The 26104-nt window shown below is 65.9% G+C and carries 38 protein-coding genes; 26 read left to right on the top strand and 12 right to left on the bottom strand.

Going from position 1 to position 26104, the window contains the following annotated elements; genetic code table 11:
- Positions 1 to 101: 101 nt before the first annotated feature.
- The 14 genes from nifT (at position 102) to V5F63_RS23410 (ending at position 8453) form a co-directional block, all read left to right on the top strand.
- Positions 102 to 317, top strand: coding sequence for a putative nitrogen fixation protein NifT (gene nifT, locus V5F63_RS23475; RefSeq protein ID WP_209486349.1), 216 nt, complete (start codon positions 102 to 104; stop codon positions 315 to 317).
- Between the two features lie 6 nt (positions 318 to 323).
- Positions 324 to 1190: an SIR2 family NAD-dependent protein deacylase gene (locus V5F63_RS23470; protein WP_394103065.1), complete on the top strand. Its 867-nt coding sequence runs from the start codon at positions 324 to 326 to the stop codon at positions 1188 to 1190.
- A gap of 333 nt (positions 1191 to 1523) precedes the next feature.
- Positions 1524 to 3113 (top strand): nitrogenase cofactor biosynthesis protein NifB, encoded by a 1590-nt coding sequence (gene nifB / locus V5F63_RS23465; RefSeq protein ID WP_394031400.1) that lies wholly within the window; start codon positions 1524 to 1526, stop codon positions 3111 to 3113.
- A gap of 24 nt (positions 3114 to 3137) precedes the next feature.
- Entirely contained in the window at positions 3138 to 3362 is a 225-nt protein-coding gene (locus V5F63_RS23460) for a 4Fe-4S binding protein (RefSeq protein ID WP_011995790.1), read from the top strand.
- An 11-nt stretch (positions 3363 to 3373) separates the two neighbouring features.
- Positions 3374 to 3688 carry a HesB/IscA family protein gene (locus V5F63_RS23455; protein WP_024281049.1) on the top strand — a complete coding sequence of 105 codons (315 nt, stop codon included), beginning with the start codon at positions 3374 to 3376 and terminating at the stop codon, positions 3686 to 3688.
- A gap of 101 nt (positions 3689 to 3789) precedes the next feature.
- Entirely contained in the window at positions 3790 to 4341 is a 552-nt protein-coding gene (locus V5F63_RS23450) for a hypothetical protein (protein WP_209486331.1), read from the top strand.
- Positions 4331 to 5113 (top strand): 4Fe4S-binding leucine-rich repeat protein, encoded by a 783-nt coding sequence (locus V5F63_RS23445; protein ID WP_394103066.1) that lies wholly within the window; start codon positions 4331 to 4333, stop codon positions 5111 to 5113. Before V5F63_RS23450 ends, V5F63_RS23445 begins: the two co-directional genes overlap by 11 nt.
- Complete coding sequence (locus V5F63_RS23440; protein WP_209486328.1) at positions 5110 to 5436, top strand: nitrogen fixation protein NifZ; 327 nt, start codon at positions 5110 to 5112, stop codon at positions 5434 to 5436. The genes V5F63_RS23445 and V5F63_RS23440 overlap by 4 nt, the downstream gene beginning before the upstream one ends.
- The gene (locus tag V5F63_RS23435) at positions 5436 to 5675 is read left to right on the top strand and encodes a nitrogen fixation protein NifZ (protein ID WP_209490018.1); all 240 of its coding nucleotides are present in this window, start codon (positions 5436 to 5438) and stop codon (positions 5673 to 5675) included. Before V5F63_RS23440 ends, V5F63_RS23435 begins: the two co-directional genes overlap by 1 nt.
- A 54-nt stretch (positions 5676 to 5729) precedes the next feature.
- Positions 5730 to 6059 (top strand): DUF3024 domain-containing protein, encoded by a 330-nt coding sequence (locus tag V5F63_RS23430; RefSeq protein WP_394103067.1) that lies wholly within the window; start codon positions 5730 to 5732, stop codon positions 6057 to 6059.
- A gap of 88 nt (positions 6060 to 6147) precedes the next feature.
- Positions 6148 to 6408, top strand: coding sequence for a DUF6129 family protein (locus tag V5F63_RS23425; RefSeq protein WP_209486324.1), 261 nt, complete (start codon positions 6148 to 6150; stop codon positions 6406 to 6408).
- Positions 6408 to 7613, top strand: a complete 1206-nt coding sequence (locus tag V5F63_RS23420; protein WP_209486322.1) for a DegT/DnrJ/EryC1/StrS family aminotransferase — start codon at positions 6408 to 6410, stop codon at positions 7611 to 7613. Before V5F63_RS23425 ends, V5F63_RS23420 begins: the two co-directional genes overlap by 1 nt.
- 47 nt (positions 7614 to 7660) lie before the next feature.
- Positions 7661 to 7975, top strand: a complete 315-nt coding sequence (locus V5F63_RS23415) for a ferredoxin (protein ID WP_209486320.1) — start codon at positions 7661 to 7663, stop codon at positions 7973 to 7975.
- 253 nt (positions 7976 to 8228) lie between these two features.
- Complete coding sequence (locus tag V5F63_RS23410) at positions 8229 to 8453, top strand: hypothetical protein (protein ID WP_209486318.1); 225 nt, start codon at positions 8229 to 8231, stop codon at positions 8451 to 8453.
- A gap of 153 nt (positions 8454 to 8606) precedes the next feature.
- On the opposite strand, the gene grxD is transcribed toward V5F63_RS23410, so the two are convergent.
- Both grxD and V5F63_RS23400 read right to left on the bottom strand, forming a co-directional pair.
- Positions 8607 to 8936, bottom strand: coding sequence for a Grx4 family monothiol glutaredoxin (gene grxD, locus V5F63_RS23405; protein WP_394103068.1), 330 nt, complete (start codon positions 8934 to 8936; stop codon positions 8607 to 8609).
- Positions 8937 to 8998: 62 nt separating this feature from the next.
- Entirely contained in the window at positions 8999 to 9232 is a 234-nt protein-coding gene (locus V5F63_RS23400) for a BolA/IbaG family iron-sulfur metabolism protein (RefSeq protein ID WP_209486313.1), read from the bottom strand.
- A gap of 240 nt (positions 9233 to 9472) precedes the next feature.
- On the opposite strand from V5F63_RS23400, the gene V5F63_RS23395 reads away from it, so the two are divergent.
- The 7 genes from V5F63_RS23395 to V5F63_RS23365 all read left to right on the top strand — a co-directional run bounded on the left by V5F63_RS23395 (position 9473) and on the right by V5F63_RS23365 (position 13029).
- The gene (locus V5F63_RS23395) at positions 9473 to 10336 is read left to right on the top strand and encodes a xanthine dehydrogenase (RefSeq protein ID WP_394103069.1); all 864 of its coding nucleotides are present in this window, start codon (positions 9473 to 9475) and stop codon (positions 10334 to 10336) included.
- A gap of 38 nt (positions 10337 to 10374) precedes the next feature.
- Positions 10375 to 10857: a tetratricopeptide repeat protein gene (locus V5F63_RS23390; protein ID WP_209486309.1), complete on the top strand. Its 483-nt coding sequence runs from the start codon at positions 10375 to 10377 to the stop codon at positions 10855 to 10857.
- Positions 10858 to 10971: 114 nt separating this feature from the next.
- Positions 10972 to 11325: an iron-sulfur cluster assembly protein gene (locus tag V5F63_RS23385; RefSeq protein ID WP_394031425.1), complete on the top strand. Its 354-nt coding sequence runs from the start codon at positions 10972 to 10974 to the stop codon at positions 11323 to 11325.
- 194 nt (positions 11326 to 11519) lie between these two features.
- Complete coding sequence (locus V5F63_RS23380) at positions 11520 to 11999, top strand: Rieske (2Fe-2S) protein (protein WP_394103070.1); 480 nt, start codon at positions 11520 to 11522, stop codon at positions 11997 to 11999.
- 44 nt (positions 12000 to 12043) lie between these two features.
- Positions 12044 to 12376: a DUF6156 family protein gene (locus V5F63_RS23375; RefSeq protein ID WP_394103071.1), complete on the top strand. Its 333-nt coding sequence runs from the start codon at positions 12044 to 12046 to the stop codon at positions 12374 to 12376.
- Positions 12377 to 12403: 27 nt separating this feature from the next.
- On the top strand, positions 12404 to 12571 hold the full coding sequence (locus V5F63_RS23370; RefSeq protein ID WP_168457281.1) for a hypothetical protein: 168 nt from the start codon (positions 12404 to 12406) through the stop codon (positions 12569 to 12571).
- A gap of 23 nt (positions 12572 to 12594) precedes the next feature.
- A complete protein-coding gene (locus tag V5F63_RS23365) occupies positions 12595 to 13029 on the top strand; it encodes a group II truncated hemoglobin (protein WP_209486298.1) in 435 nt (144 codons plus the stop codon).
- Between the two features lie 14 nt (positions 13030 to 13043).
- Here V5F63_RS23365 and V5F63_RS23360 read toward each other — a convergent pair whose 3' ends face one another.
- Together V5F63_RS23360 and V5F63_RS23355 are read right to left on the bottom strand one after the other, a co-directional pair.
- Positions 13044 to 13283: a hypothetical protein gene (locus V5F63_RS23360; protein ID WP_394103072.1), complete on the bottom strand. Its 240-nt coding sequence runs from the start codon at positions 13281 to 13283 to the stop codon at positions 13044 to 13046.
- A gap of 111 nt (positions 13284 to 13394) precedes the next feature.
- Entirely contained in the window at positions 13395 to 13640 is a 246-nt protein-coding gene (locus tag V5F63_RS23355; RefSeq protein WP_209486294.1) for a hypothetical protein, read from the bottom strand.
- A 317-nt stretch (positions 13641 to 13957) separates the two neighbouring features.
- On the opposite strand from V5F63_RS23355, the gene V5F63_RS23350 reads away from it, so the two are divergent.
- The gene (locus V5F63_RS23350; protein ID WP_209486292.1) at positions 13958 to 14443 is read left to right on the top strand and encodes a hypothetical protein; all 486 of its coding nucleotides are present in this window, start codon (positions 13958 to 13960) and stop codon (positions 14441 to 14443) included.
- A 51-nt stretch (positions 14444 to 14494) separates the two neighbouring features.
- On the opposite strand, the gene V5F63_RS23345 is transcribed toward V5F63_RS23350, so the two are convergent.
- From V5F63_RS23345 to nifH, 8 genes are all read right to left on the bottom strand, one after another.
- The gene (locus tag V5F63_RS23345) at positions 14495 to 14830 is read right to left on the bottom strand and encodes a hypothetical protein (protein WP_394031382.1); all 336 of its coding nucleotides are present in this window, start codon (positions 14828 to 14830) and stop codon (positions 14495 to 14497) included.
- Positions 14831 to 14927: 97 nt separating this feature from the next.
- Entirely contained in the window at positions 14928 to 15692 is a 765-nt protein-coding gene (locus tag V5F63_RS23340; protein WP_209486287.1) for a dienelactone hydrolase family protein, read from the bottom strand.
- A gap of 255 nt (positions 15693 to 15947) precedes the next feature.
- On the bottom strand, positions 15948 to 16766 hold the full coding sequence (locus V5F63_RS23335; RefSeq protein ID WP_394103073.1) for a 4Fe4S-binding leucine-rich repeat protein: 819 nt from the start codon (positions 16764 to 16766) through the stop codon (positions 15948 to 15950).
- Between the two features lie 218 nt (positions 16767 to 16984).
- Positions 16985 to 17281, bottom strand: a complete 297-nt coding sequence (locus V5F63_RS23330; RefSeq protein ID WP_209486277.1) for a ferredoxin family protein — start codon at positions 17279 to 17281, stop codon at positions 16985 to 16987.
- Between the two features lie 82 nt (positions 17282 to 17363).
- Positions 17364 to 18671, bottom strand: a complete 1308-nt coding sequence (locus tag V5F63_RS23325; RefSeq protein WP_209486275.1) for an FAD-dependent monooxygenase — start codon at positions 18669 to 18671, stop codon at positions 17364 to 17366.
- 23 nt (positions 18672 to 18694) lie between these two features.
- Positions 18695 to 19804, bottom strand: coding sequence for an electron transfer flavoprotein subunit alpha/FixB family protein (locus V5F63_RS23320; RefSeq protein ID WP_024281023.1), 1110 nt, complete (start codon positions 19802 to 19804; stop codon positions 18695 to 18697).
- Between the two features lie 60 nt (positions 19805 to 19864).
- The gene (locus V5F63_RS23315) at positions 19865 to 20713 is read right to left on the bottom strand and encodes an electron transfer flavoprotein subunit beta/FixA family protein (protein WP_209486271.1); all 849 of its coding nucleotides are present in this window, start codon (positions 20711 to 20713) and stop codon (positions 19865 to 19867) included.
- Between the two features lie 600 nt (positions 20714 to 21313).
- Positions 21314 to 22198, bottom strand: coding sequence for a nitrogenase iron protein (nifH, locus tag V5F63_RS23310; protein ID WP_209486269.1), 885 nt, complete (start codon positions 22196 to 22198; stop codon positions 21314 to 21316).
- Positions 22199 to 22692: 494 nt separating this feature from the next.
- Between nifH and V5F63_RS23305 the strand changes: the two genes are divergently transcribed.
- Genes V5F63_RS23305 through V5F63_RS23290 form a run of 4 tightly spaced genes read left to right on the top strand, consistent with a single transcriptional unit; the run spans position 22693 to position 26053 of the window.
- On the top strand, positions 22693 to 23127 hold the full coding sequence (locus V5F63_RS23305) for a response regulator transcription factor (protein ID WP_209486266.1): 435 nt from the start codon (positions 22693 to 22695) through the stop codon (positions 23125 to 23127).
- Positions 23128 to 23133: 6 nt separating this feature from the next.
- Positions 23134 to 23571: an ArsC/Spx/MgsR family protein gene (locus V5F63_RS23300; protein WP_209486264.1), complete on the top strand. Its 438-nt coding sequence runs from the start codon at positions 23134 to 23136 to the stop codon at positions 23569 to 23571.
- A 3-nt stretch (positions 23572 to 23574) separates the two neighbouring features.
- Positions 23575 to 25236, top strand: coding sequence for a SagB/ThcOx family dehydrogenase (locus V5F63_RS23295; RefSeq protein ID WP_394103198.1), 1662 nt, complete (start codon positions 23575 to 23577; stop codon positions 25234 to 25236).
- Positions 25237 to 25255: 19 nt separating this feature from the next.
- Positions 25256 to 26053, top strand: coding sequence for an ankyrin repeat domain-containing protein (locus V5F63_RS23290; RefSeq protein ID WP_394103199.1), 798 nt, complete (start codon positions 25256 to 25258; stop codon positions 26051 to 26053).
- Positions 26054 to 26104: the final 51 nt, after the last annotated feature.

The following is a 26104-nucleotide window of genomic DNA, read 5'->3' as shown; positions in this document are numbered from 1 at the left end:
CGTGCGGCCCCGCGCCCGGCGTGCATCACCAGCGTCCCCGTTCGGGCCTTCGGTCCTGCCGGGTCACAGCGGCGAGTAAAGCCCGAGCAAGGAATCAATAAATGAAAGTCATGATTCGCCGTTCCCCGGAAATCGGACTGTCCATATATGTCCCCAAGAAGGACCTGGAAGAGCCGATCGTGGAGTTCGAGCACGAAACCTTGTGGGGTGGTTGGATCAAGATCGCCAACGGCTGGGTGCTGGACCTGCCCGAGATGGCCGAGGGAACCACACTGCCCATCACCGTCAACGCGAAGAAGCGTGGCGAGGAGGAGTGAACTGAGATGAACATTTCCGTCGCCAATGTCGAGACGCTGAAGCTCGCCGACGCCGAGGCCGTCCTGAAGGACGTGGCGGCGGAACTGCGCGCGGACAAGGTCGTGCCCTATCTCGGGCCCGGCCTCGTCGCCCTCGGATCGCCCGCCATCCCGATGACGCCGGAAGACCTCTCGGTCTTCTTCGGCACCAAGGTGGCCCTGCCCAAGCGCGCCAAGGGCAATTGCTGGGCCGCCGCCCAGCACATCGAGAGCATGAAGCACCGCAACACCGTCTCCGCCCTCATGGCGGACGCGTTCGGGCCTCAGGTGGCGCCGCTGCCGTTCCAGACCTTCCTCGCGGGACTGCCCCTCGCGCTGATCGTGGACACCTGGTACGACGGCTCGATGCGTGCGGCCCTTGCCGGCCGCTCGGACTGGGGTGAGGCGCAGGGCATCACCCGCGCCGGCATCGGCGAGGACCGCTGGTATCGCTTCTACGATCCCGCCGGCACCGAGAGCGACCGCGCCACCGCCGATGGCTGGAAGACCGTGCTCTACAAGCCGCACGGCAGTGCGACCCCGGCGAAGAACTGGCTGATCTCCGACGCGGACTATGTCGAGGTTCTCACCGAGATCGACATCCAGACCCCCATCCCGGACGTGGTGAAGAACCGCCGCACCGAGCGCAGCTTCCTGTTCCTCGGCTGTCGCTTCCACGACCAGATGCTGCGCACCTACGCACGGCAGATCGCCAAGCGCTCCCGCGCGCCGCACTTTGCCATCGTGGACGAGGCGACGCTCACGAAGAACGAGCTGCGCTTCCTGCTGGGCCACGCCATCACGCCCATCGCCATGCCGCTGCCGAAGGCGCTCGACGTCATCATGTCGGCCTGACGCCGGCGGCGATCCGGGTCAGTCACGAGGGGAGCATGTCCGCCACCGGACATGCTCCCCTCGGCGTTTTCTGCGTCCGCTCAAGAACTTCGTGGCGCGCATTGATTTCGATCAGGAGCGCGGCCGTTCACGCCGGAATTCTTGGCCGAACCATGTAACTTTTCCAACATGTCCGTCGTGTCGCGGCGAGATGTTGGCAAGCCGACAGCCTCAACGACATCGGCAAGCCATTGAAATTTATGCGTTATATGGAGTGTCGGAGGCTGGCACGGCTGTTGCTCTTCCTTGAGTCAAGGATTTATCGGGATCCTGCTGCAAGCGAGGAGCAGATAGATGCACGCGTCGACACAGCAAGAAAACGCGGTTGGCTTGAACGCCATTGGAACGGACGCCGTGGGAATGGACGAGAAGCTGGCCGAGGTCATGCAGGCCAAGGCCGAGCACCAGGGCTGCGGCACCTCGGGTGGTTCGGGCAAGGCGAGCTGCGGTTCGTCGGCCGGTCAGGGTGACCTGCCCACCGAGATCTGGGAGAAGGTGAAGAACCATCCCTGCTACAGTGAAGAAGCCCACCATCACTATGCGCGTATGCATGTTGCCGTTGCCCCGGCGTGCAACATTCAGTGCAACTACTGCAATCGCAAGTATGACTGCGCCAACGAGAGCCGCCCCGGTGTCGTCTCCGAGAAGCTGACGCCCGAGCAGGCTGCGAAGAAGGTGCTGGCGGTGGCCTCCACCATTCCGCAGATGACCGTGCTCGGCATCGCCGGCCCCGGCGACCCGCTCGCCAACCCCGAGAAGACCTTCAAGACCTTCGAGCTGATCGCCCGCACCGCGCCGGACATCAAGCTCTGCCTGTCCACCAACGGCCTTGCCCTGCCGGACCACGTGGACACCATCGCCGGCTTCAACGTGGACCACGTGACGATCACCATCAACATGGTGGACCCCGAGGTCGGCGCGAAGATCTATCCCTGGGTGTTCTGGAAGCACAAGCGCTACACCGGCTATGAGGCGGCCAAGCTCCTCACCGACCGGCAGATGCTCGGCCTCGAGATGCTCACCGAGCGCGGCATCCTGTGCAAGGTGAACTCGGTGATGATCCCGGGCATCAACGACAAGCACCTCGTGGAAGTGAACCGCGCGGTGAAGTCGCGCGGCGCCTTCCTGCACAACATCATGCCGCTCATCTCCGCGCCCGAGCACGGCACCGTGTTCGGCCTCAACGGCCAGCGCGGCCCGACCGCCCAGGAGCTGAAGGCGCTCCAGGACGAGTGCGAGGGCGAGATGAACATGATGCGTCACTGCCGCCAGTGCCGCGCCGACGCCGTGGGCCTCCTCGGCGAGGACCGCTCCGCCGAGTTCACCACCGACAAGATCATGGCCATGGAGGTCAATTACGACCTCGACAGCCGCAAGGCCTACCAGGCCCTCGTCGAGGAAGAGCGCGTCGCCAAGGTGGCGGCGAAGCAGGAGGAGCTGGAGGCGCTCGCCGGCGAGCAGAGCGACATCAAGCTGCTCACCGCCGTCGCGACCAAGGGCTCGGGCCTCATCAACGAGCACTTCGGCCACGCCAAGGAGTTCCAGGTGTGGGAACTCTCCACGGCGGGCGCCAAGTTCGTCGGCCATCGCCGCGTCGACCTGTACTGCCAGGGCGGCTACGGCGAGGAGGACAGCCTCGAGACCATCATCCGCGCCATCAACGACTGCCATGCGGTGTTCGTGGCGAAGATCGGCGGCTGCCCGAAGGCGGACCTCATCAAGGCCGGCATCGAGCCCGTGGATACTTTCGCCCACGAGTTCATCGAGAAGTCCGCGATCACCTGGTTCAAGGAATACCTGAACAAGGTGAAGACCGGCGAGATCGAGCACACCGCGCGCGGCGACGCCGAGATCCGGCAGGGCGCGCTCATCAACGCGGCCTGATCGGCGAAGACAAGGAGCATCGCCATGACCCTCAAAATCGTCGCGTCGCAATGCACGAGCTGCTCGGCCTGCGAGCCGGAATGTCCCAACGTGGCCATTTCGGAGAAGAACGGGACGTTCGTGATCGATCCGAAGAAGTGCACCGAGTGCATCGGCCATTTCGACGTGCCGCAGTGCGCGGCGGTCTGCCCCGTGGACGATACCTGCGTGATCGACAACGCATATCCCCGCTACCAGCCCACCGCCTGAGGATCAGCGCGATGAACTTCACCATGACCCGTTCCGCCGCCCGCTTCATGCGCATGATGATCATGGCGGACGGCGGCCCCACCGCCGGTTTCCGCATGCATGTGACTCCTGGCGGATGCTCCGGCCTCAACGCCGACATCTCCGTGCTGCCTGAGCCGCAGCCCGGCGATGTGGTGGTGGAAAAGGACGGGGTGAAGCTGTTCCTGCCGGCCGAAAGCCGCCTGCTGCTCGATGGCGTGACCATCGACTTCACAGACACGGCCGCCAAGACCGGGCTCGTCTTCAACGATCCCAAGGCGACGACCTGCTCGTCCCACGCCCACTGAGGGCGCGGGAGACTGTTTTTCCGGAGCGGCCTTGCGCCGCTCCGGGCGTTCCGGGTCCGGCTTCGGCCGGCTCCGGCTCAAGGACAAAATGAGGACAGGGAATGGACGGGATCGAGGGTTCCTCGCAGCTCACCGGCGAGCCCGATGTCCTGACTCCCGAGGCGCTCCTTGCGAGCGCGGTGATGGGCGGAGGCTTGCCGGAGGAGGCGCGGTCCCATTTGTGGGAAGCCGGGCTCTCCTACCAGCAGGACGAGGTGGCGGAAGCGCATCTGCGCCAGGCGGAGGCCATCGCGCCCGGCCATGCGGCGGTGCTCATCGGCCTCTACCGCTTCTACTTCTACAAGGGCCGCCTTCGGGAGTGCCTTGGGGTGGCGCGGGAATGTCTCGCCAAGGCACAGCGGGAGACCAACCTCCCGGCCGACTGGCGGGAGGTGCGGGCGGAGGATGCGGAGTTTTCCCGCTACGACCGCCTGATGCCGCGCTTCTTCCTGTTCACGCTCAAGGGTTACGCCTATCTCAACATGCGCCTCGGCAATCTCGACGAGGGGCGCGCCGCGGTGATGAAGCTGCTCGAGCTGGATCCGTCCGACAAGATCGGCGCGAAGCTCTTGCTCGACGTGCTGAACAGAGCGGGGCAGGACGATGAAGACTGACGACGACATCGAGGATGCCAAGACCTGGCTCGGTGAAGACGTTGATTGCTCGAGCTGCGCGCATGCGTCGGACCTCCTCCCGGCCGGCAAGTGCCAGCTGCGGCGCGCCTGCGTGAACGACCGCTACGCCCGGCGCATCGACCGCTTCTTCAACTGGAATCCTGCCCTCGCCAATTCCTATGTGCGCCATGAGCATTTCGAGGTCCGCGCCATCGCGGCGAAGCACGCCGACGTGTTCTTCCTGAAGCCGCTCCTCAACGACCCCGAGGAGACCGTGCGCTGGAACGCGGCGCGCCGGCTGCCCAAGCGTCTTATCCTGCCGCTGCGCAACGATCCCCATCGCGAGGTGCGCATCCGCATCGTGTCGCTGCTGGAGGATGCCGAACTCGCGTACATGCTCGCCGACGAGGATTACTACGTGCGCCTCGTGGTGGCCCGCCGTATCGCGCCGCCGCTGCTCTCCCGCCTCGTGGACGATCCCGAGCCGGAAGTGCGCAAGGTGGTGGCCCAGCGGCTGCCGGCCGAATGGCTCATGTGCATGGCGGGTGACCGCAGCGCCGCCGTCCGGCTGGAAGTGGCGCAGCGTCTGGCCCCCGACCTCTTGCCGGCGCTCGCCGCTGATGCGGACTGGCGGGTGCGCTACGAGGTGGCGGGCCGGGTGGCGTCCTCCCAGCTCGCACCGTTCCTGAATGACGAAGACGACTTCGTGCGCGAGGTCGCCCGCTCCCGCATCGAGGCGGGCGGGCAGCTCTTGAGGGAGATGCCGCTATGAGCAACATCGTCCGTGACAGTGATGTGGTGGAGGTTTCGGAGCCTCCATACTTCAATTTTGGTGAAAAAGTCAAGGCAAAGCGGGTCATCCGTAACGACGGAACCTATGCCGGAAAAGAAATTGGCGAGATCCTCGCGAAAAAAGGGGAAATTGGATACGTCGTATCCATCGGAACATTTCTCCAGCAATTCTATATCTACGGTGTCGAATTCACGGAAAGCGGTAATCGCGTGGGAATGAAGCGTAAGGAGCTCGAAAGCGCCATCCCGCGCGAAGAAGAGGACATTCCCTTACCCCCAGTCTCCGGAGCCTTGCCGAAATGATGCTCGAACCGCGCCTGCCCAAGTATGATTGGGGCATGAAGGTGAAGACCCTCATCGATCTCTACAATGACGGGTCCTATCCCGACATGCCGCAGGAGGGCCTGCTCGTCGGCGTCGGCACCGTCGGCGAGATCGTGCAGGTGGGCCAGCACACCGACACCAACACGCCCGTCTACATCATCGAGTTCAACGAGCGCTTGGTGGTCGGCTGCCTAGAGGAAGAAATTCAGCCCCTCTGAACCTTCGGCGCGGGGGCCTCGGCCCCCGACGTCACAGCCGCGAGAGAGAGGACGATGAGGCTGCCCGCTCATCCGAACGATCTCGACAGGAAGCGCATCGAGCGTGCCATCAAGGCGCGCAAGCGCTATCGCTATGTGACGCCCCGCGTCATCGCCACCGACGGCGGCTACCGGATCGAGAGCGCGTGCTGCTCGCGCAACATCGATCCCGAGGGCGGGGTGGTCGATATCGCTCTGATGATCTTCGATCCGGAGCAGGCGGCATGGCAGCTGTTCCGCAAGAACCACGGCAAGCGCCTCTGGGAACTCGACAGTATTCACGAGCGCCTGAAGGAAATGTTCGACCTTCTGAACGACGATGCCGAGCGTCGTTTTTGGCAGTGATCCAAACTGGCAATAATCCTGCATGGCATTGGGCGGACCGCGACAAAGCCGCCGGTCGTGTCTCATTCCGGCACGGGAGAGTAAGGTTATGGCCCTGAGCGACAGCGACCTCACCGAGATCGAGAAGGTGCTCACCGCCGAGGATGCCGGCCCGGTCTTCGCCGAGCTGCGCAAGCGCTTTCCGGCGCTCTCCTGGACCCAGTGCGATGCCTCCGACGTCACCGAGGCGCCGTTCCGGACCTATCCCAGATACGACGTGCATCTGCTCGACACCGCGGATCACTGCGCCCACATCACTTCCGACCCCGGCGCAGCCACCGGCGTCATCCTCGCACGGCGGAGCGCGTGATGAGCGACGCCGATTTCCTGGATGATTTCGACCTCGGCGAGGGTGAGAGCGAGGGCGGCGAGGCCTCATCGATCCTTTTGTCCGATCCGGACATCACCGTCATCGAGCTGCAGGCGGTGGCCGAGGCCATGCAGGCTCCGCGCCTTTCCAGCGGCCCGATCGCCCAGGAGTTCGAAGCGGAGTTCGCAGCCTATCTCGGCCGCAAATACGCCGTCGCGGTGCCCAGCGGCACGCTCGGCCTGCTCTACACGCTGAAGGCCTATGGCATCGGTCCGGGTGACGAGGTGATCGCATCGCCCTATTCCTTCCGCGAGACGGTCCACGCCATCAGCCTGTCGGGCGCGCGGCCGGTGTTCGCCGATATCGACTATTGGGCGGGAACCCTCGTGCCGGCCAAGGCCGAGGCGAAGATCACCGACAAGACAAAGGCCATCGTCGCCGGTAACACCAACGGCCATCCGGCGCCCTGGACCGATTTCCAGGAGCTGGCCCGCAGGCACAATCTTGCGCTCATCGAGGATTCCACCGAAGCGATCGGCTCGCGCTACAAGGGCGCGCTGGTGGGGACGTTCGGCGACACGTCCGTGTTCGATTTCTCACAGCCCTTTCCCATCGTCTGCGGTGAGGGCGGCATGGTGGTGACGGACGACATCGACGTGGCCGTGGCGCTGCGGCGGTTCCGGTCCCACAAGCTGGAGGAACGTTCCTCCGTCGTGGTCAGCATGAGCGCGCCCTACCAGGGCGCCATGAGCGACATCACCGCTGCGCTGGGCCTCACCCAGTTGCGCCGGCTCGAGGAGATCCTCGAGCAGCGGCGCACGGTGGAGCACCTCTACCAGAAGTACGTCCAGTCCTTCGAGGGCATCAAGGATCCCTTCATCGGGCCGGACGTGACGGAGGTGAACTGGTTCCTCTACGTGGTTCATCTCGGCACGCGCTTTTCCAAGTCGAGCCGCGATTCCATCGTCGAGGATCTGAAGGTGGAGAAGGTTCAATCCACCGGCTACAGCACGCCGCTGCATGTGCAGCGCCATTACTTCGACCTCGGCTACCGCCGGGGCGACTTCCTCGTGACGGAGAAGGTGGCCGACCGCGCCGTGGCGCTGCCGTTCCACACCCACCTGAGCGAGGAGGAGATCGAGTTCATCGTGGCAACGATGAAGGATGCCTCGGTCAACGTAGGGGCGGGCGCCGCCATCTACTGAAAAATAACATCGCACCGAACACGAAGACGAAACGACAGGAGTTGTTGATGTCCACGGTTACGCTGAAGGTCCTCCCCATGGGCAAGGCCATTGAAGTCGCGGAAGGCACGAACCTCCTCGAGGCGCTCATCACCGTCGAGCCGGGGCTCGCGGAACGCCAGAAGAGCGACAAGGACGGCAGCGCGTCCCACGTATTCGTGCAGGAGGGCCGCAAGGGCCTGTCCAAGACCACCAAGGAGGAGAACGAGAGCCTCGACGCGATCGTCGGCGTGGGCTCCAAGTCGCGCCTCGCCAAGCATGTCACCGTGCTCGGCACCGAGAACGTGACCATCGAGCTGCTCGGTGAGTTCTCGGGCTTCTGAGGGTAGAGCGGCGCTCCTTCCGGGCGCGCCGACGGTCGGTGGCTGGGAGGGCGGCCTTCCAGCCGCTGCCAGAAGAGGTCGCCGGAGGCCGGTTCACCAGCGCGCGTGCGCAAGGCCCGTGTCCGGCGCGAGTTCAGAACAGCGTTCAAATAAAAAGCGTGCCGGGTAATCAATCCATCGCGCGGGCCTGGCGGAAAAGATCCGTCCTGCCTCCCACCACGCGCCAGTCAGAAACGTTGAGAGGAGAGATGAAATGAGCGACGAAACTGTCATCATTCACGCCCGCTTCGCCGCCAACGGCACCATCGCCGAGATCAGCGAGCGGCCGCAGGGCCTCAACCCGCAGGAATGGTTCGATTTCCTGTCCTATCGTGTGCCGCTCACCTACCAGGCGCTCGCCGGCGGCCGCGGCGTGTTCCGCCTCACCCGCGCGGATGTCGAGGCGTTCAAGGTCGAGGCAGCCACCAAGGCGGCGTGAGCCGAAGCTGAACGTCCAGTGCTTTAGTGTTTCCGGAATACTTGAGGGCCGACCTGTTCATCCGGCCCGAGTTATTTGCAAGCCGTTCCATAGTGCAGCAAAAGGGCCCGGATGCTCTCGCGTCCGGGCCCTTTTTTTTATGGATCCCATCCGTCAGGCGGTGACGGCGACCCCCTTCTCGGCCAGCATCTGGGTCAGCTCACCCGCCTGGAACATCTCGCGGACGATGTCGCAGCCGCCGACGAATTCCCCCTTGATGTAGAGCTGGGGAATGGTTGGCCAGTTGGAATAGGCCTTGATGCCCTCGCGGACCATGGGGTCCTGCAGCACGTCCACGGCCCGATAGGGCACGCCCACGCCCGCGAGCACCTGCACCACGGCGGAGGAGAAGCCGCACTGCGGGGCGGCGGGAATGCCCTTCATGAACAGGACCACGTCGCTGGAGGCGATGATGTCGTCAATACGTTCGGCAGTGGTGGCCATGACAATCTCCTGATGGAAAAGCGGGGGATGAAAAACAAGTCGGAAATCGGCCGGAGCCGATCTCATTTGGGGACCAGCGTCTCCAGCTTCAGGGCGTGCAGCGTGCCGCCCATGTGGCCCTGAAGCGCCGCATAGACCATCTGGTGCTGGTGCACGCGGCTCTTGCCCTTGAAGGCTTCCGAGGTGATGCGGGCGGCATAGTGGTCGCCGTCGCCGGCGAGATCGATGATCACCACCTGGCTGTCGGGAAGGGCCTCTTTCACGAGGCGCTCGATTTCTTCTGCGGCCATGGCCATCGCTTTGTCTCCTTCGATGAGTGCCGCTCCCATGCAAGCGCGGCACCATGTGTCATTGCGGCATATGCGGATGCGGAAGCGGCCGCGCTGTCGCAAATCCGACAGTCCTTCCGGCGGCCGGGCGCGGTTCCAGCCTTCTGATGCACACTTGGCGGGGGTGTTCCGCAACGACCGTGCAAGCGTTCCAAACGGCCCGCCTCTTGCTTACGCCTTGTCGCCCCGGGCAACACGAGAACCGTTATGAGCGAATTGCTACAGCAGGGAGGCGGCGCGGCGCGCACCGGCTTCGCGGCGATACTCGGCACCAACGAGATCGCGTCGGCCGTCGCCGTAGAACTGCATCGCGGTGGCTACGGCGTCGTGCTGTCGCATGATCCGGTTCCGCCGGTGATCCGGCGCAAGATGGCGTTCCACGACGCCCTCTACGAGGACGACGTGCGGGTGGACGGCATCCGCGCGGAGCGGGCCGAACGCGGGGTGGATGTCCGCAAGGGACTGGCGCGCGGGGAGGTGCTTGTGACGCCCCTCGGCCTGCTCGATCTCATCGTCCTCGGCCCCATCGATCTGCTCGTCGATGCCCGCATGAACAAGTACCAGGTGACGCCGGACCTGCGCCGGCTCGCCCGCCTCACCATCGGCCTCGGCCCCGGCTTCAGCGGCGGCACCAATTGCGATCTCGCCATCGAGACGCGCCCGGGCAAGGAAGGTCAGGTGATCCAGCACGGCCCCACCGACGCGCCGGACCATACCCCGCGCGATCTCGGCGGCGTGACGACCGAGCGCTTCGTGCATTCGGGCGTTCCCGGGCGCTGGCACACGGCCATCGAAATCGGTACCCGCGTCTACAAGGATTTCCACATCGGCTTCCTCGGCAACGAGCCAATTCGCGCCCCGTTCGACGGCGTCGTGCGCGGCGTCGCGCGGGACGGCACTGAGGTGCCGGCCGGGGTGAAGCTTCTGGAGATCGATCCGCGCGGCCGTGGCTCCGACTGGACCGGGCTCGATGCCCGTGCCCTCGTCATCGCCAAGGCGGTGGGCCGGGCGCTGACCTTCCGCGCAGCCCGGACCGCCGAAGCTGCGCCCAACCCTCATCTCGTCAAGTAGAGCTGCGCCCTTCGCCGGCCCCACCGAAGGCAAGCACCGTGAGCGTCGACCTTTTTCCCAACACTGATGTCATCAATTTCGGCGAGGTGTCCGGCCCCGTGAACGCCTTGCTGCAGCAGGGCGTCATCGCCTATCGCAAGGACCGGGCGCGCGCGGACGCGCTGTTCCGTCAGGCGCTTGCCACGGCGCCGTCGGAGCTGCCGGTCTATTTCTGCCTCTACAAGATTCACACCTACCAGGGAAACCTGGACGAGGCAGAGGCCGCGGCGCGGGGTGGCCTTGTGGAAGCCGCGCGTCAGGCGGGCTGGGACACGGACTGGCGCAACTGGGCGCCGCACGACCTGCTGCCGGATGGGCCGGGGCGCTTTGCCCTCTACACCCTGAAGGCGCTGGCCTTCATCCACCTGCGCCAGAACCAGCCGGAGCTGGCCGCCGAGAAGCTCGCAGCCCTCAAGGTGCTCGATCCCACTGGCGCCGTGGGGTGGCCCGTTGTCGCGGCCCTCGCCGAGGGTCTGGATTGATCGCTCCGTTCATCGTTGGCATCGTGCTTGCTACGTATCAGGTACGATGAGGGGGCAGGAGGCATTGGTCACATGACTCAGCCTACGGGTCACGGCCTCGCCGCACCGACGACCATGATCGTCCACGGCGAGATCCGCAATTTCGAGGAGTTCGCCGAGGACGACGCCGTTCTTCTGGAAGGCATCGTCGCGGCGCTGAGAACCGTCAACGATCCGGAAATTCCGGTGAATATTTATGACCTTGGCCTGATCTACCGGATCGAGGTCAGGGATGATGGGGGCGTCGAGATCGACATGACCCTCACCGCGCCGGGCTGCCCGGTCGCCGGCCAGATGCTGGGCTGGGTGCAGGAGGCGGTGGTGGTGGTGCCGGGCGTCAGCGACGTGAAGATGAAGCTGGTGTTCGATCCGCCGTGGGACAAGTCGCGCATGAGCGACGAGGTACAGCTCGAGCTTGGGCTGCTCTGATCCCATCCTGACGACACGCGAAATGGCCGGTGCTGCACCGGCCATTTTCGTTGAGCGCGACTCGCGGCCGCCCCGGCACGCTTCCTGCTAATCCCGGGGGCAGGTCACGCCGGCCGCCGGGCTGTTGTTCCGGACGGCCGCGGACTGTTTCATTTGCGACAGGGGCCAGCCCCTTACGGGCGGGCGGGGAAGTGATGTCTGCCGAACAATCAGCCGAGCAACGGGGCGCTGCGGAGGAGATCGCGGTCTTCGCCATCTGCGGAACGCACGAGCTTCCACCAGGCGAGGCGAAGGCGTTCGATCTCTCGCGCCTGACCCCGGAGGGCGACGCGCGGCCCTTCCGCATCGTGGTGGTGCGCACCGGCGCGCGCGAGGTGGTGGGCTATGTGAACGCCTGCCCCCACAAGGGCGCGTGGTTGAACATTGGCGGCGGGCAGTTCTTCAATGCCGAGCGCACGCATCTGCGCTGCGGCCGCCACGGCGCGCTGTTCGACATCGAGAGCGGCGCCTGCGCGGACGGCCCCTGCGCCGGCGCGCATCTGGAGCCGGTAGCGGTGGCCATCGTCGGCGCGGACGTGTGCCTGTGCGGCGTGCCGCTGGTGGAGGCCGATGTGCCCGGCTTTCCCTATGACGATTTCGACGAGACCATGGAAATCATGATTTCCCCCGATTGATCGGCAGACACGATGGAGACGGCGCAGGTGTCGGGAGACGCAAGATGAGTGCAGAGGCCGCCAGCGCGGTGTCGCCGGACATGCCGGGCGAGTGCCGTTTCTATGTGACCTATACCGGCGTGAAGATGCCGTTCCGGCTGGTGGAGCCCATCCCCGAGGCACAGCTCACCCACCGCAACACCTTCATCCGGGCGTGGTTCGACGCGGCCGGCCAGCTCACCGGATTCGACAAGATGGTCTATGGCGAGATCGAGCTGGCCCATCGCTACAGCTACCATGGCAACGGGGCGCTGAAGCGCGCCGAGGTGCGGATGGTGGATGAGGACACGGTGATCGTCGCCTTCGACGCAGCGGGATCGCTGGTGCGGCCGGACTAACCCGGCACCGACAGGAGGACAGGACGCATGACGGTGGCTCAACTGGTCGAGGCGCTCGGCAGGATGCCGCCCGACGCCGTGGTGCTGATGGAGGCGGATGGCGGCCTGTCGCTGGTGTCGGCCCTCGACTTTGTCGCGGCGCAAGGCGCCGGTGCGCCGGCCGAGGTCATCCTGCTGCCCAACATGGACGAATAGGGCCGAGCCCGAGGGAACAGATCATGTCGGATGTCGCCGAGACCACAACCATGTTCGAGCGCCTGGGCGGCGCCGTCGTCATCGATCGGCTGGTGGAGGCCTTCTATGCGCGCATGGACACGATGCCCGAGGCGGAGGGCATCCGCGCCATGCATGCGGACGATCTCGCCCACACCAAGCAGGTGCTGAAGCGCTATCTCAGCGAATGGACGGGCGGCCCCAAGCTCTATTCGCCGGAGAAGGGCCACCCCCGGCTGCGCCAGCGGCATATGGGGTTCTCCATCGGCAATGCGGAGCGCGACGCCTGGCTTCTGTGCATGCGGGGTGCGCTGGAGGAAACCGTGGCGGACGCCGGTGCGCGCGCCGGCATCTACGACGCCATGGCGAAGCTCGCCGACTGGATGCGCAACACCGCCGGCAATCCCCACGACACGGTGGGCCACGCCGCGCGGCCCTGAGCCTGGCGGCGGCGCTAAAGCGGCACGCCGAAGAAATCCTCGTCGGACCCGCCCCAGGCCTGATGCAGCGCAAGGGCATTCTTCCATTTCGCCACTTCGTCCTCGGAGGCGGCCCGGTGGGTGATCTTGCCCTCCGGCTTCTCCGTGAGGAGGAAGTCCTTCGCGTTGCGCAGGAAGCGGTTGAGGGCCTTGGTGTCGTTGGGGCGGACGACGCAGCGGGGCGCCTCGTCGATGAGAATGGTCGTGGGGAGCATCGCCAATTCTCCTGTGCTGTGTGGGGAGGGTGGGCAGGGGTGCCCACGCTCCGGGTTCTTGACGATACGCATGATCTTCAAGCGAAGCGGACTGCTTCGCATGAAACGACCTTAGAAACCGTCCTCCTTCGAGCCCCACGGGTGGGAGCCCGGGACGAAGCCGGCCTTGATGCCGGCCTTCGCGATGTCGTCCATGGTCTTGTAGAAGGTGCCTTCGTGCACCAGCGTGCCGGTCTTGGTCGTCACCGCCACGTACTTCGCGACACGATCGGTCTCGCACAGATAGCCGCCGCCGGGATCATCGACGCTACGGGCGTTGCCGTCCCAATCGATGAAGAATCCTTCGCTCGTCGACATGCCTCACTCCAAAGGACGCGCTCCGGGAAAGGACTTTCCCGAGGCCGGGGGCTTCAATCAGGTTTGGCGGAGAGATCGACTGTCCCCGCGCGTTGCCCGCAGCAAGGTTCTTGCCAAGAGGCGCCGGCCGCATGGCGCCGGCCGAGGTGTCGCGCATCGCACATTTGCGAGCTGTGGGCGTATGCTTCATGACATTGACATACGTCGAGATGAAAGCGCCGGCTAATGGCGGGGCTGTGATCGGTAATTATTGAATTGACTATTATTTTAATTAAGATGTCGACGTTGTTTTTCTGTCTGCTCCGGAGATACATTTCATGACTGAATTGACTCGCCGCATGGCGTCCCTCAGCGACGTCCAGGGCCTGTGGGGCCTGCTGCGGCAGGCCGCCGCTGCCGTCCCCTTCAACGCGGAGGACGAAGCCGATCAGGAGACACTCCTGTCGGAGCTTGTCGCCTGCTGCACGTCCGGCCTGTCGCCGGTGGTCGTGGACCATGAGAAGGGCATCGTGGGCGCGCTGCTGGCCCGGCGCGACACGTTCGAGTGGGGCTTCCGCAACAGCGAGGCCATCCATGTGACCTACGCCGCCGTCGCGCCGGCCGCCAAGGGTGACGAGGTGCTCCCCTCGCTCCTCGGCGAATTGCAGGGCCGCAAGGTGCCGCTGCTGGCCAGCGTGAAGAGCGGAGAGCAGCTCGGCTTCGCCGCCGCGCTGAGCGATCTCGGCTTCACACACGAGGTGAAGGCGCTGAACGGCTGGGGTGATCTCTATCAGTGGACCCCGCCACCCTCCGTCCACAACTGACGCGCGGGCCGTGGGCGCGTCCGCACGCTCACGGCCTGTTGGGCCTGCGTCTCAGCGCGGCTCTTCGTCCTCAGGCCGCGCCTGGATCTCGGCGAGCGCGGAATCGATGATGGCGCGGCAGGCGAGAAGGCGCTCGTATTCCGTCTTGCTGATGGTCACGCTAGGCCCCTTGCCGTCGGGCTGTGCACCGAAGGCGGGGCGGGCGGCCAAAGCGGCCTCGAAGATGGTCTTCTCGAGCTGATAGATACGTTCGCTGGCCCGCTCCAGATAGGGCAGGGGATTGGCGCGGACATTCTGCTCGTGGAGGGCGTCGAGGTTCAGGAGGTCGCGGAAGCGCTTTTCCTTCCGCCGCTTGCCCGCCCCGAAATCATGCTCGATCACGCTCATGTGCGACGCTCCCTCCGCGTGATGAAACGGCCGTGCCGGCACGCGTCTCAGGTGACGCGTGCCGGCACACGGATATCGAAAAGGAGCCTGAGCCGCATCAATCGAGCGGTGGGCCCATGTCGTCGTCGCCGGACTTCTTCTTGCCCTTCTTGTCGGTCTTCGCGAGGGCATAGGCGCCGGCATTCTTCAGCTGTACCGGGCCCTGGCCGACCACGTACTGGGAAATCCAGAACAGCGTGCGCTCCATGGCCTGGTCGGCTGCGGCGGCGTCGTAGGCGGGGTTCGCCTTGAAGGTGAAGCCGCGATTGGCGCCGGGATAGGAGAAGGCCGACACGTCGGGCCGGCGGGCGCGGAACTGGACCATGTCGGCTTCCGGGATGGCCGGATCGGCTTCCGCGAAATGAATCAGCGTGGGGATGCGGCGCTTCTCCGACATTGCGTCGAGGATGTCCTCCTGCGCGTGATAGCCGATGGCGCAGGCGAGGCCCTTCACCTTGTTGGCGGCCGTGTAGGCGAGAAAGCCGCCCCAGGCATAGCCGACGAGGGCCACCTTGCCGGCGTCCTTCACCGCATCCACGGTGGCCTGGATGGCCTCCAGCGACCAGTCGGTGCCGACCTCTTCGGTGAGGGCCTTGCCCTCGTCGGTCGCGGCGGCGTCAAGTTCGATGTCGGACTTCACCTTGTCGAACAGCGACGGCGCAATGGCGACATAGCCGGCGGCGGCGAAACCGTCTGCGATCTGGCGGATGTCCGAATTGACGCCGTAGACGTCCTGCAGAACCACCACCGCGCCCTTCGGCGCGCCCTCGGGATCCGCACGATAGGCGGAGAATTTCACGTTGCTTGCTGTGACTTCGACCATGGCATCCTCGATCTCCGAGCGGGAATAGGGGCAGTGCCGCTCGCTCTGCCAGTCAGAAACAGCTTTGACATGCAATTATGACGCCACGCCCACGGAAAATGCCGGCAGTCAATCAGGTATTATACGGGAGTGAGAAGTAAATGTTGCGCCGCAACGAGGATTACTTCGCGAGCGACAATCATTCGCGCTTCTGAAAATGAAAATGGCCGGCTTGTGTGCGCCGGCCATTGGATTGGTCGTGTCGGAAAATGTCGATCAGGTCGTGGAGAGCCGCGCCCGCGCGACCTCGGCGATGGGCGGCACGGCGTCGTTGGTCAGCGGCGCAAGGAAGGCTGGGGAAATCCGCTCGGCGACGACGAAGCGCACCCGCATGTCGGGATCGTCACGCAATGCGACAAGGCGGTCGGCTGCGAGATGCTCGGCCACAACCAGCCGCACCAGCGGATCGGCATCTGAGGCCATGCGGGCCAGGGGCACCTGCGGCAGGCGGGCGGCCACGATGCGCCGCACATCTACCTCGGGGTCGTGCATCAGATAGACCAGTGCATCGACCGGCGCCCGCCGGGCCGCCGCCATGCGCACGCTGTAGTCGACATCCGATATGAGGGCCACGAGGTCGCTGCCGTCGAGGCGGTCGGCCACCGCGATGCGCACCCGGGGTTCGGGATCGAAGCGCATGTCCCGCACGCGGGCGAGCGGCAGGCGCTCGGCGCAGACCATGCGGACGTCGGGCTCGGGGTCGTCCTTGAGCGGTGCGATGAGGAAGACGCTGGCGTGCCGGGCGGCGAGCGCCCGCACCTCGAAATAGGGGTGGTCCAGATAGCGCGCGGCCAGCGCCGCATTGTTCGCGAAGAAACGGTCGATACGCTTGCGCCGCCGGTCGAGGACGCAGGCCTTGCCGAGGTCGCAGCGCCCTTCGGCCTTGATGTCCTCGTGCGGACAATCCTGGCAGCGCAGCGGACGCCCCTGCCAGTCCAGCGCCTCGATGGCGAACTCGGACGCGAGCGCGTTGGCTGCGAAACCTTCGGCGAACCCCGGCTCTCCGGCCGTTGATCCTGACGAAAATGCGGACATGACATCGTCCTCCCGGCCCCTAATCTAGGGGGGAAGGCGATCTGATGCCAGATGGCGGAGCGGAAGCCGTCGGACATGAAGCCCTGAGTTTGGCTCAGCGCCTCATATCAAGCCCGCGCAGCGCCTGAGCGTCGCCCTCTCCGCCTCGGACGAAGGCCGAGGCGGACGGCATGACGAACTCCCGATCGCTATTTTGCTACCGTTGAAGGCGTGGAGGCTCAGCCGAACTTGAACAGTACGCCGTAGCCGCCGCGCGGATAGTTCCACTCGATGTCGCCGGAAGGCTCGCCGATGATGCGGCAGGTGCCGCATTCCACGCAGCCGTCGGCCGTGATCTCCACCTGCCCCTTGTCGTTCAGCTCATAGCAGCGGGCCGGGCAGGCCGTGAGCAGGGTGCGCAGCGCGGGGGAAGGCGTGGTGTGTGCCTTCACCTTGATGTGCGAGCGCCCGGAATCCACTAGGTAGCGGTTCTGGAAAAGCTTGTCCTCGACGCGGACGGCGGTGTCGGTGGCCATGTGAAAGTCTCCCGGAAATAGGGCGGCGGGGTAGGCCCGCCGCGCAAGGTGGGAAAAGGGGATGCGCTGAGCTGAAAATCTCTCAGCGCCAGGCGCGGGCGAGCTTGAAGGCGTCGCCGAAAAGGCCCGCCCACGACCGCGCGGAGGTGAAGGACTTCACCGTCATCTTCTCCTTCTCCTTCTTCGGCGTGCCGTCGACACGCACGAAGTTCTGCATGGCCTTGTTGACCAGCTGGGGGTAGGTGAGGAAGAAATTCTGCGACTGGATGTGCAGAAGCTGCGGCATGTCCTTGTACTTCTTGAGGTCTTTTATCACGAAGCTGTCGTCGAGCATCTTCTTGTAGAGCGAGAGGTTCGCCGCGGTCATCTTGTCCTTGCGGGACTTGACCTGGAAGATGGCCTCGCCGGCGATGCGGCCGGAGGTCATGGCGAGGTTCGAGCCCTCGCGATGGATGGCGTTGTTGAGCTGGGCGGCATCGCCCACCACCACCCAGCCCTCGCCATAGAGCTGCGGGATGGACTTGAACCCGCCCTCGGGGATGAGGTGGGCGGCGTATTCCTTCACCTCGGAGCCTTCCAGCAGCGGCGCGATGGAGGGGTGGCGCTTGAACTTCTCAAGCAGCGTGTAGGGGGATTCCCCGCTCTTCTGGAAATCCGACACGAGGCAGCCGATGCCCACCGACACGCATTCGCGGTTGGTGTAGAGGAAGCCCATGCCGGTCATGCCTTCCGAGATGGTCCCGGCGGCCTCGATGACGGCGCCCTCGTTGCCCTTCACGTTGAAGCGCTGTTCGATGACTTCCTGCGGCAGGAAGTGCATTTCCTTCACCGCCAGCGCCACCTCGGTGGGCTTGGGGATCTTGCGCAGGCCGGCGCGGGCGCCGAGCAGGCCGGTGACACCTTCCGCCAGCACCACCACGTCCGCATGGATCTGGCCGCCGCCGCGATCGGTCTTCACGCCGATCACCTTGCCATAGGCGTCCTGCACCAGCTCCGTCACCGTGGTCTCGCACACCACCAGGGCACCGGCCTCGCGCACCTTGGAGGAGAACCACTTGTCGAACTGGGCGCGGATGATGGTGTAGCGGTTCGGCTTCTCCTCGTTGAAGTCGTCGGACCGGTAATGCAGGCCGGTGTGGGAGGTCTCGCCCATCATCCAGAAGCGCTGCTCGATCAGGTGACGCTCCAGCGGCGCATCCTCCCGGAAGTCCGGGATGATCTTCTCCATCATCTCGGCGTAGAGGATGGCGCCCTGCACGTTCTTGGAGCCGGAATATTCGCCGCGCTCCAGCTGCAGCACCTTCAGGCCGCGGGAGGCCATGGTGTAGGCGGCGGCATTGCCGGCCATGCCGGCGCCGACGACAATCGCATCGAACCTTTCGTCGATCATCGGACTGTTCCTTTCGCTGGCTGTCAGCTGGCGAGCTTGTCGCTGGAGTGGGCCGAGAGGCGCTTGGCGAAGGCTTCCGTCAGGGCCGGGAGGAGGCGGATGGCGTCGGTGACGATGCCCACATGGGCGAAGTCGAAGATCGGCGCGTTCTTGTCGGTGTTGATGGCGACGATCAAGTCGGCGCCCTCGACGCCCACCCGGTGCTGGATGGCGCCCGAGATGCCGGCGGCGATGTAGAGGCGGGGACGGATCGTCTTGCCGGTCTGGCCGATCTGGCGGTCGGACGTGACCCAGCCCTTCTGCACCAGCGGGCGCGAGCAGCCATATTCGGCGCCCATGGCCATGGCGAGGTTGCGCACGAGCTGGAAGTTTTCCGGCGAGCCGAGGCCCATGCCGCCGGCCACCACCACGTCCGCATAGGCGAGGTTCGCCTTGTTGGAATCGCGGTCGGGGATGAAATTCAGGATCTTGGTGACGATGTCGGCCTCGACCACGCCGAGCTTGTGCTCGATGACGCGGCCGATGGGCTTCTCCACCCGGATCGGCATGGGCATCACGCGCGGGCGCACCGTCGCCATCTGCGGGCGATAGTTCAGCGTGTAGATGGTGCAGAGCAGGGAGCCGCCGAAGGTCGGGCGGGTGGCGGCAAGCGAGCCGTCGGCGTCCACGTCCAGCTCGGTGGAATCGGCGGTGAGGCCGGTAAGAAGGGTGGTCGCCACCGCGCCGGCGAGGTCGCGGCCGAGGGTGGTCGCGCCCAGCAGCAGGATCTCGGGCTTGTAGGTGTTCACAAGGTCGGTCATCGCGGCCGTGTAGGCCTCGTTGCGATAGTCCGTGAGCACCGGGTCGGCCACCACATAGGCGAGGTCGGCGCCATAGCAGAAGGATTCGGCCACCGCGCCGCGCACGGTCTCGCCCTCGGCGCCGACCACCACGGCCGCGAGCTCCACGCCCAGCTTGTCCGCGAGCTTGCGGCCCGCGCCCATGAGCTCCCAGGACACGGGATGAACCTGGCCGCGCTCCTGCTCGATGAACACCCAGACGTGCTTGTAGGCCTTGAAGTGTTCCGGCAGCTCTTTCTTGGTGGACGCGCGTCCACCGGCGGCGGGGGCTTTGGGGGTGGTTGGCTCGCTCATGATGGTCGGCTCTTCGATCTCGGAGTCACATGGGGCGCGCGGGCTCTGCGGCGAGGGCCGTCAGAAGCCGCGCGCCAGCGCGGTCAGGTCGGCTTCAAGGCCGGGCTGGCGGGAGAAGATCTCGGCGATCAGCGCGTCGGGGAGGCTGCCCCCCTCGCCGGCCTCGATGAACTTGGCCTTCTCGGAACGCGCGCTCGGCGCGAACACGCGCTTGACGATGGTGGGCGAGCCCTTGAGGCCGCACATGTTGAGGTCGGTCACGCCGGCGTCCTTGGCGTTCCACTTCACGACCTCGGCGCGGGCGGCGCGCAAGGCGTCCACCATGGTGCCGCGGCGCATCTCGTTGGTGGCTTCCAGCATGGCGACGAGGCAGGGCAACTTCGACTTCAGCACCTGCGTGCCGCCCTCGGCGCGCCGCTCCAGGGTGATGGTGCGCTCGGCGGGATCGAACTCGGCGATCTTCGCCACATAGGTGATCTGCATGAGGCCAAGGCGCTTGGCGATGCCGGGGCCGACCTGGGCGGTGTCGCCATCGATGGTCTGCTTGCCGGTGAACACGAGGTCCGGCACGCCCCAGGTCTGGCCGATCTTGGTGATGGCGGTGGCGAGGGCGAAGCTGGTGGCGAGCGTGTCGGAGCCGGCGAAGAAGCGGTCGGTCAGGAGCACGGCGCGGTCGGCGCCGAAGGTCAGCGCCTTGCGCAGGGAATCTTCCGCGGAGGGCGGGCCCATGGTGAGGACCGTGACCTCGCCGCCGAACTTGTCGCGCAGCCGCAGCGCCTCTTCCAGCGCGAACAGGTCATAGGGGTTGATGATCGTCGGCACGCCCTGCCGCATGATCGTGTTGGTGACGGGATGGACGCGGATCTGCGCCGAATCCGGAACCTGTTTGATGCAGACGACGATGTGCATGAATTTGCTCCGAGCCAAACCCGACGGCTCCTGAGCAATGACTGGCAAACGGCGTGCCAAGCCGGACTCAACTGTGAATCGCTCGCATTTTCAGCGATTTGTCCTGCCGTTCATCGAATTGTCGGATATCGACAATGCATGAATACATGGGGAGGGCCCATGTCCGTGTCGGGAAGGTGACAGACGGAGGCCGCGGGGCGTCGGGGCGGCGATGTCGGATTGCGCGCAGGGCGCGAACGTCGGGAACGTGACGCGCGCGATCAGCGAGGATGTGCCAGAGAAGAAACGAACGGGGGCGTGGCGCGGACGGGGCCAAGTCGTCGCCCGATGCGGGGAAGGCCGTTATTGCAAAGCAGATCTTGCCGAGGTGCTCTTGCAACGAGGCGCTCTTGCAACGAGGTGCTCTTGCAACGAGGTGCTCTTGCAAAAGGTCCCCCGCCTTGCGGCGAGGGACCGGGACCTTGAATAATCTTCAGCGTACGGTGTGTGAAAAGGCGTATTCGCAAAGGTCACGCCCAGCCCCGGTGAAATATACGCGGCGAGCCGCGGGGACGGACGTTGGGTGGACGGGCCGGCGGTTGCCGGCCCGTCGATCCGGGTTCAGCCGACGGCGAGCTCGGCGGCGGTCTTGCCGACGATGCTCTCGTCCACGGCCTTCATGATGCCGTGCTCCATGAGCAGGTCTTCGAGCTCGTCCATGGTGATCGGGGTCGGGATGATGCCGTTGCCCGAGTTGCCATGCACCTTGGTCGCGAGGTTGCGGTAGTGCTGGGCCTGCGCGGAATCGGGCGCATACTCGATCACCGTCATGCGGCGCAGCTCGGCGTGCTGCACGATGTTGTCGCGCGGAACGAAGTAGATCAGCGTGGTGCCGAGCTTCTTCGCCAGCGACTCCGCCAGCTCATATTCCTTGTCGGTCTGGCGCTCGTTGCACACCAGGCCGCCCAGGCGCACGCCGCCGGAGTTCGCATACTTCAGGATGCCCTTGGAGATGTTGTTGGCCGCATACATGGCCATCATCTCGCCGGACATGACGATGTAGATTTCCTGCGCCTTGTTCTCGCGGATCGGCATCGCGAAACCGCCGCACACCACGTCGCCCAGCACGTCGTAGGACACGTAGTCGATGTCCTCGTAGGCGCCGTTCTCCTCAAGGAAGTTGATCGAGGTGATCACGCCGCGGCCGGCGCAGCCGACGCCCGGCTCCGGACCACCGGACTCCACGCAGCGGATGTCCTTGTAGCCGACCTTCATCACGTCCTCGAGCTCGAGGTCTTCCACCGAGCCCGCGTTGGCGGCCAGCGAAAGGATGGTGTCCTGCGCCTTGGCATGCAGGATCAGGCGGGTCGAATCCGCCTTCGGGTCGCAACCCACGATGAGGATGCGCTGACCAAGCTCGGTCAGGGCCGCAAGGGTGTTCTGGGACGTGGTGGACTTGCCGATGCCACCCTTGCCGTAAAACGCGATCTGTCGCAGCGAAGCCATCTTGCTCTCCTTCGAACCTACTTTGGAAGACCACCGCGCGAATTGGCGCGAGGCCGTTTCTCTCGTCAGCAATATCGATCGGAAACGCCCCGCGGGTTACGGGAAGGAGCGCATCGCTGGCAGCCGGCCTAGGCGTGCACTCAGCCCTCACTCGCTGTTGCGCCATGGCAGGAGCAACCAGCGTGCCACTCGCCGCGAGACCGCGCAGGTCTTTGATCTCAATCAAATTCCGGCTGCAATCGGCGTCTGTCTTCGCCTTTCGGATGCTGTGCCGAACCCGACAGGTGAAGGAAGAGTGTCGGGATTGGAACACATCCTGTCCGCTCCCCGCGCCGATGCTGCGGCGATGCCGCCGAATACTGACGTTGCCGGCGAGGAACGGAACTTGCTTGACGCTCAAAACGTCCCGCCCGCGCGCGGGCCGCCCGGCTTCGGGCGCGCGTTTGGCGGGACGCCCGTGGCATGATGAACGGAAGTAATGAGCGAGGCGACAGATGCAGATCGGCGTTGAGACTTCCAAGGCGGTGGACCAGCGGCGTGTCTTCGTGGTGGACGAGGACGAGATCACGCGCGCGGCGCTGCAATTCATGCTGCACGACGAGATCGAGACCCACGAGCTTGCCACCCCCGAGGAGGCCTATGAGAAGGGGCAGGGCTGGCTGGTGCCGCACGTGATCCTGCTCGGCGTCGGGCTGCTGAAGGCGCGCGGCGATGCGCTGATCGGCGAGTTGAAAGGGAAGTTTCCCGGCGTGCGCATCCTCATCGTCACCGACAAGTCGGAAGAGGCGGTGGCGGTGAGCGGGCTCAAGGCCGGCGCCCATGGCGCGGTGGTCAAGCCGCTGACGCTGGAGAGCGTGCGCAAGAAGGTGGATACGGTGCTCGGTCGTGACGGCGGCGCGCAGCTCGTGCAGCTTTCCGTATTGAAGTAGTACGCCGTGGCCCATGTCACCTTCTGGGAGAAGCCGGGCTGCGGCACCAATGCCCGGCAGAAGCTCGCCCTCGCCAATGCCGGCCACACGCTGGACGTCCGCAGTCTCCTGACCGAGCCGTGGACGGCCGAGCGGCTGAAGGATTTCTTTGGCGCGACGCCGGTCGCCAGCTGGTTCAATCCCGCCGCGCCGAAGGTGAAATCGGGCGCGGTGAAGCCGGATGCGGTGGAAGCGGAGGCCGCCATCGCGCTGATGCTGGCCGAGCCCCTGCTCATCCGTCGCCCGCTGGTAGAGGTGGACGGCGCCCGCTGCGCCGGCTTCGACCGCGAGCCGGTGACCTCCCTGCTGGGGCCGGCCGTGCCGGGCGCGCGCCCGCTTGAGGGCTGCTCCCATCCCGGCGTGGCCCATCCCTGTCCGGACCCCGGCGAACGGAAAGCGTCCTGAACCATGAACGCGCTGCTGCCCCCCCTGCGTCCCTCCGAGGCGGCGCTGGCCTACCACGCCCGCACCAAGCACAGTCTGAAGGGCTACGCCGCCGGCCCCGAGACGCTGGATTGGGACACGCAGCCCAACCCGTTCCGGGACTATGAGGGCGCCCCGCGCACCGCTCTGCCGCTGGCGGCCGAGGCGCTCGGCGTCTCCTTTCCGCAAATGGTGTCGGGTGGCGTGGCGCCCGCGCCCGTGGACCTTGCCGGCGTCGCCTTGCTGCTGGAACTCTCCTTCGGCCTGGCGGCCTGGAAGCAGCTCGGCCCGGACCGCTGGGCGCTGCGCTGCAATCCCTCCAGCGGCAATCTGCACCCCACCGAGGCCTATGTGATCGCCGGCGGCATCGCCGGTCTGGCGGACGGCGTGCACCATTATGTCAGCCGCGACCATGTGCTGGAGCACCGCTTCGCGCCGCCGGGGCCGGACGTGGTGGCGGTGGCGAGCGCATCGGGCTTCGCCATCGAGAACCGGTTCGGCCCGGCCGGCGGGGCGCCGTCGCTCTTTCTCGCGCTGTCGTCCATCCATTGGCGGGAGGCCTGGAAATATGGAGAGCGCGCCTTCCGCTATTGCCAGCTCGATCTCGGCCACGCCTTGGCGGGGGTGCGCTATGCCGCCGCCTGCCTCGGCTGGACGGTGCATCTGGTGGAGGCCACCAGCGCCGATATTGCCCGTCGCGTCGGCCTCGACCGGGACGGCGATTTCGCCGGGGCGGAGCGGGAGGATCCCGACATCCTGATCGCGCTGGCTCCGGCTGGCGGCGACCTGCCCGCCCTTCCGCCGGTGGCGTTCGGCGGGCGCTGGATGGGGCGGGCCAATGTGCTCGACCGGCATCCGCTCTATCGCTGGCCGGTGATCGACCAGGTGAGTCTCGCGACGCATCGCGCGCGCGCCGTTGCGGGTGACGCGGTGTCGGCTCCGGCCCTCCCTGCGCGCGCGGTGGTGGGAGACGCGCCGGCGGCTTCGGTCATCCTCGGCCGGCGCAGCGCCCAGCGTTTCACGGCCAAGGGCAGCGCGATGCCCCGCGAGGTCTTCCTCGGCCTCGTCGATGCGCTGCTGCCGCGTGATGGGGCCCCCTTCGATGCGTCGGGCTTCGAGGCCCGCGTCCACCCGCTGCTGTTCGTGCATCGGGTGGAAGGGCTCGCCCCCGGCCTCTACGCCCTGCCGCGCCGTGCGGGCGTGACCGCCGACCTCAAGGCCGCGCTGCGCTCCGATTTCACCTGGGAGACGCCCGAGGGCGTGCCGGAGCACCTACCGATCTACCGGCTGGTGGAAACCGACTGTCGCGGCATCGCCCGCACCGTGAGCTGCCATCAGGCCATCGCCAGCGACAGCTCCTTCGCCCTCGCCATGCTGGCGGAGTTCGAGCCGCTGGTGAGCGCGGATCCATGGCGCTACCGACAGCTCCATTGGGAGGCGGGCATGATCGGCCAGTCGCTCTATCTGGAAGCGGAGGCGGCGGGCTTCCGTGGCACCGGCATCGGCTGCTTCTTCGATGACGACCTGCACCAGCTGATGGGGCTCGAGGGCGCGGCCTTCCAGTCCATCTACCACTTCACCGTCGGGCGCGCCGCCGTCGACGACCGCATCACCACCGAGCCGGCCTATCCCGGCCGGGGCGCGTGAGCGGGACCGGGGGGATATCATGAGACAGCGCACGCCCTTCCGCCGCATCGGCGTGGACGAGGCGGTCGCCATCGTGGGCACGGGCCAGGCCTTGCTGCTCGATGTGCGCGACGCCAATGCCTACGCCGCCGGCCATGTGGCGGGCGCGCGGAACATGGCCTTCGGCAATCTCGGCGACATCATCGGCACGACGCCTAAGACGCAGCCGGTGGTGATCTATTGCTATCACGGCAATGCCAGCCAGGAATACGCGCAGACTTTGTCGGATTTCGGCTTTTCCGACGTGACGAGCGTGGACGGCGGCTATGAAGCCTGGTTCAACCACGCGCAGGCGCAAAAGCCCGCAGGCGCGCTCGACCCCGCGGTCTCCGCCTGGATCGCCAGCCGCGGCTATCCGCCGGATGGGCTCGACGCCACCGCCGAGAACGGCATGACGCCGCTGATGAAGGCGTGCGCCGAAGGGCTCGGCGAGACGGTGACCGCCCTGATCGCCGCCGGCGCCGCCCTCGACATCCGCAACGCGGACGGCAACACGGCGCTGTGGATCGCCTGCGTGGGCGATCATCTCGACATTATCGACGCGCTGGTGGATGCGGGCATCTCCATCGACAGCGCCAACGACAACGGCGCGACGGCGTTGATGTATGCGGCTTCTGCCGGCAAGGCCGGGGTGGTGGAGAAGCTGCTCGCGCGCGGCGCCGATCCGATGCCCGAGACGCTGGACGGCTTTTCGGCGCTGGACCTCGCCTCCACGGTCGAGTGCCTCACCCTGCTGCGGCGGGCGACCAAGGCGGCCAAAGAATCGGCTCAGGCGTGAGGCCCGATTGTCGCGTCGCGCTTTGTCCTGTGGACCGGGGTGCCGACGCGC

Source organism: Xanthobacter wiegelii (assembly GCF_043193855.2).
GTDB lineage: Bacteria > Pseudomonadota > Alphaproteobacteria > Rhizobiales > Xanthobacteraceae > Xanthobacter > Xanthobacter flavus_A.
This window is presented reverse-complemented; position numbering and strand designations above follow the sequence as displayed.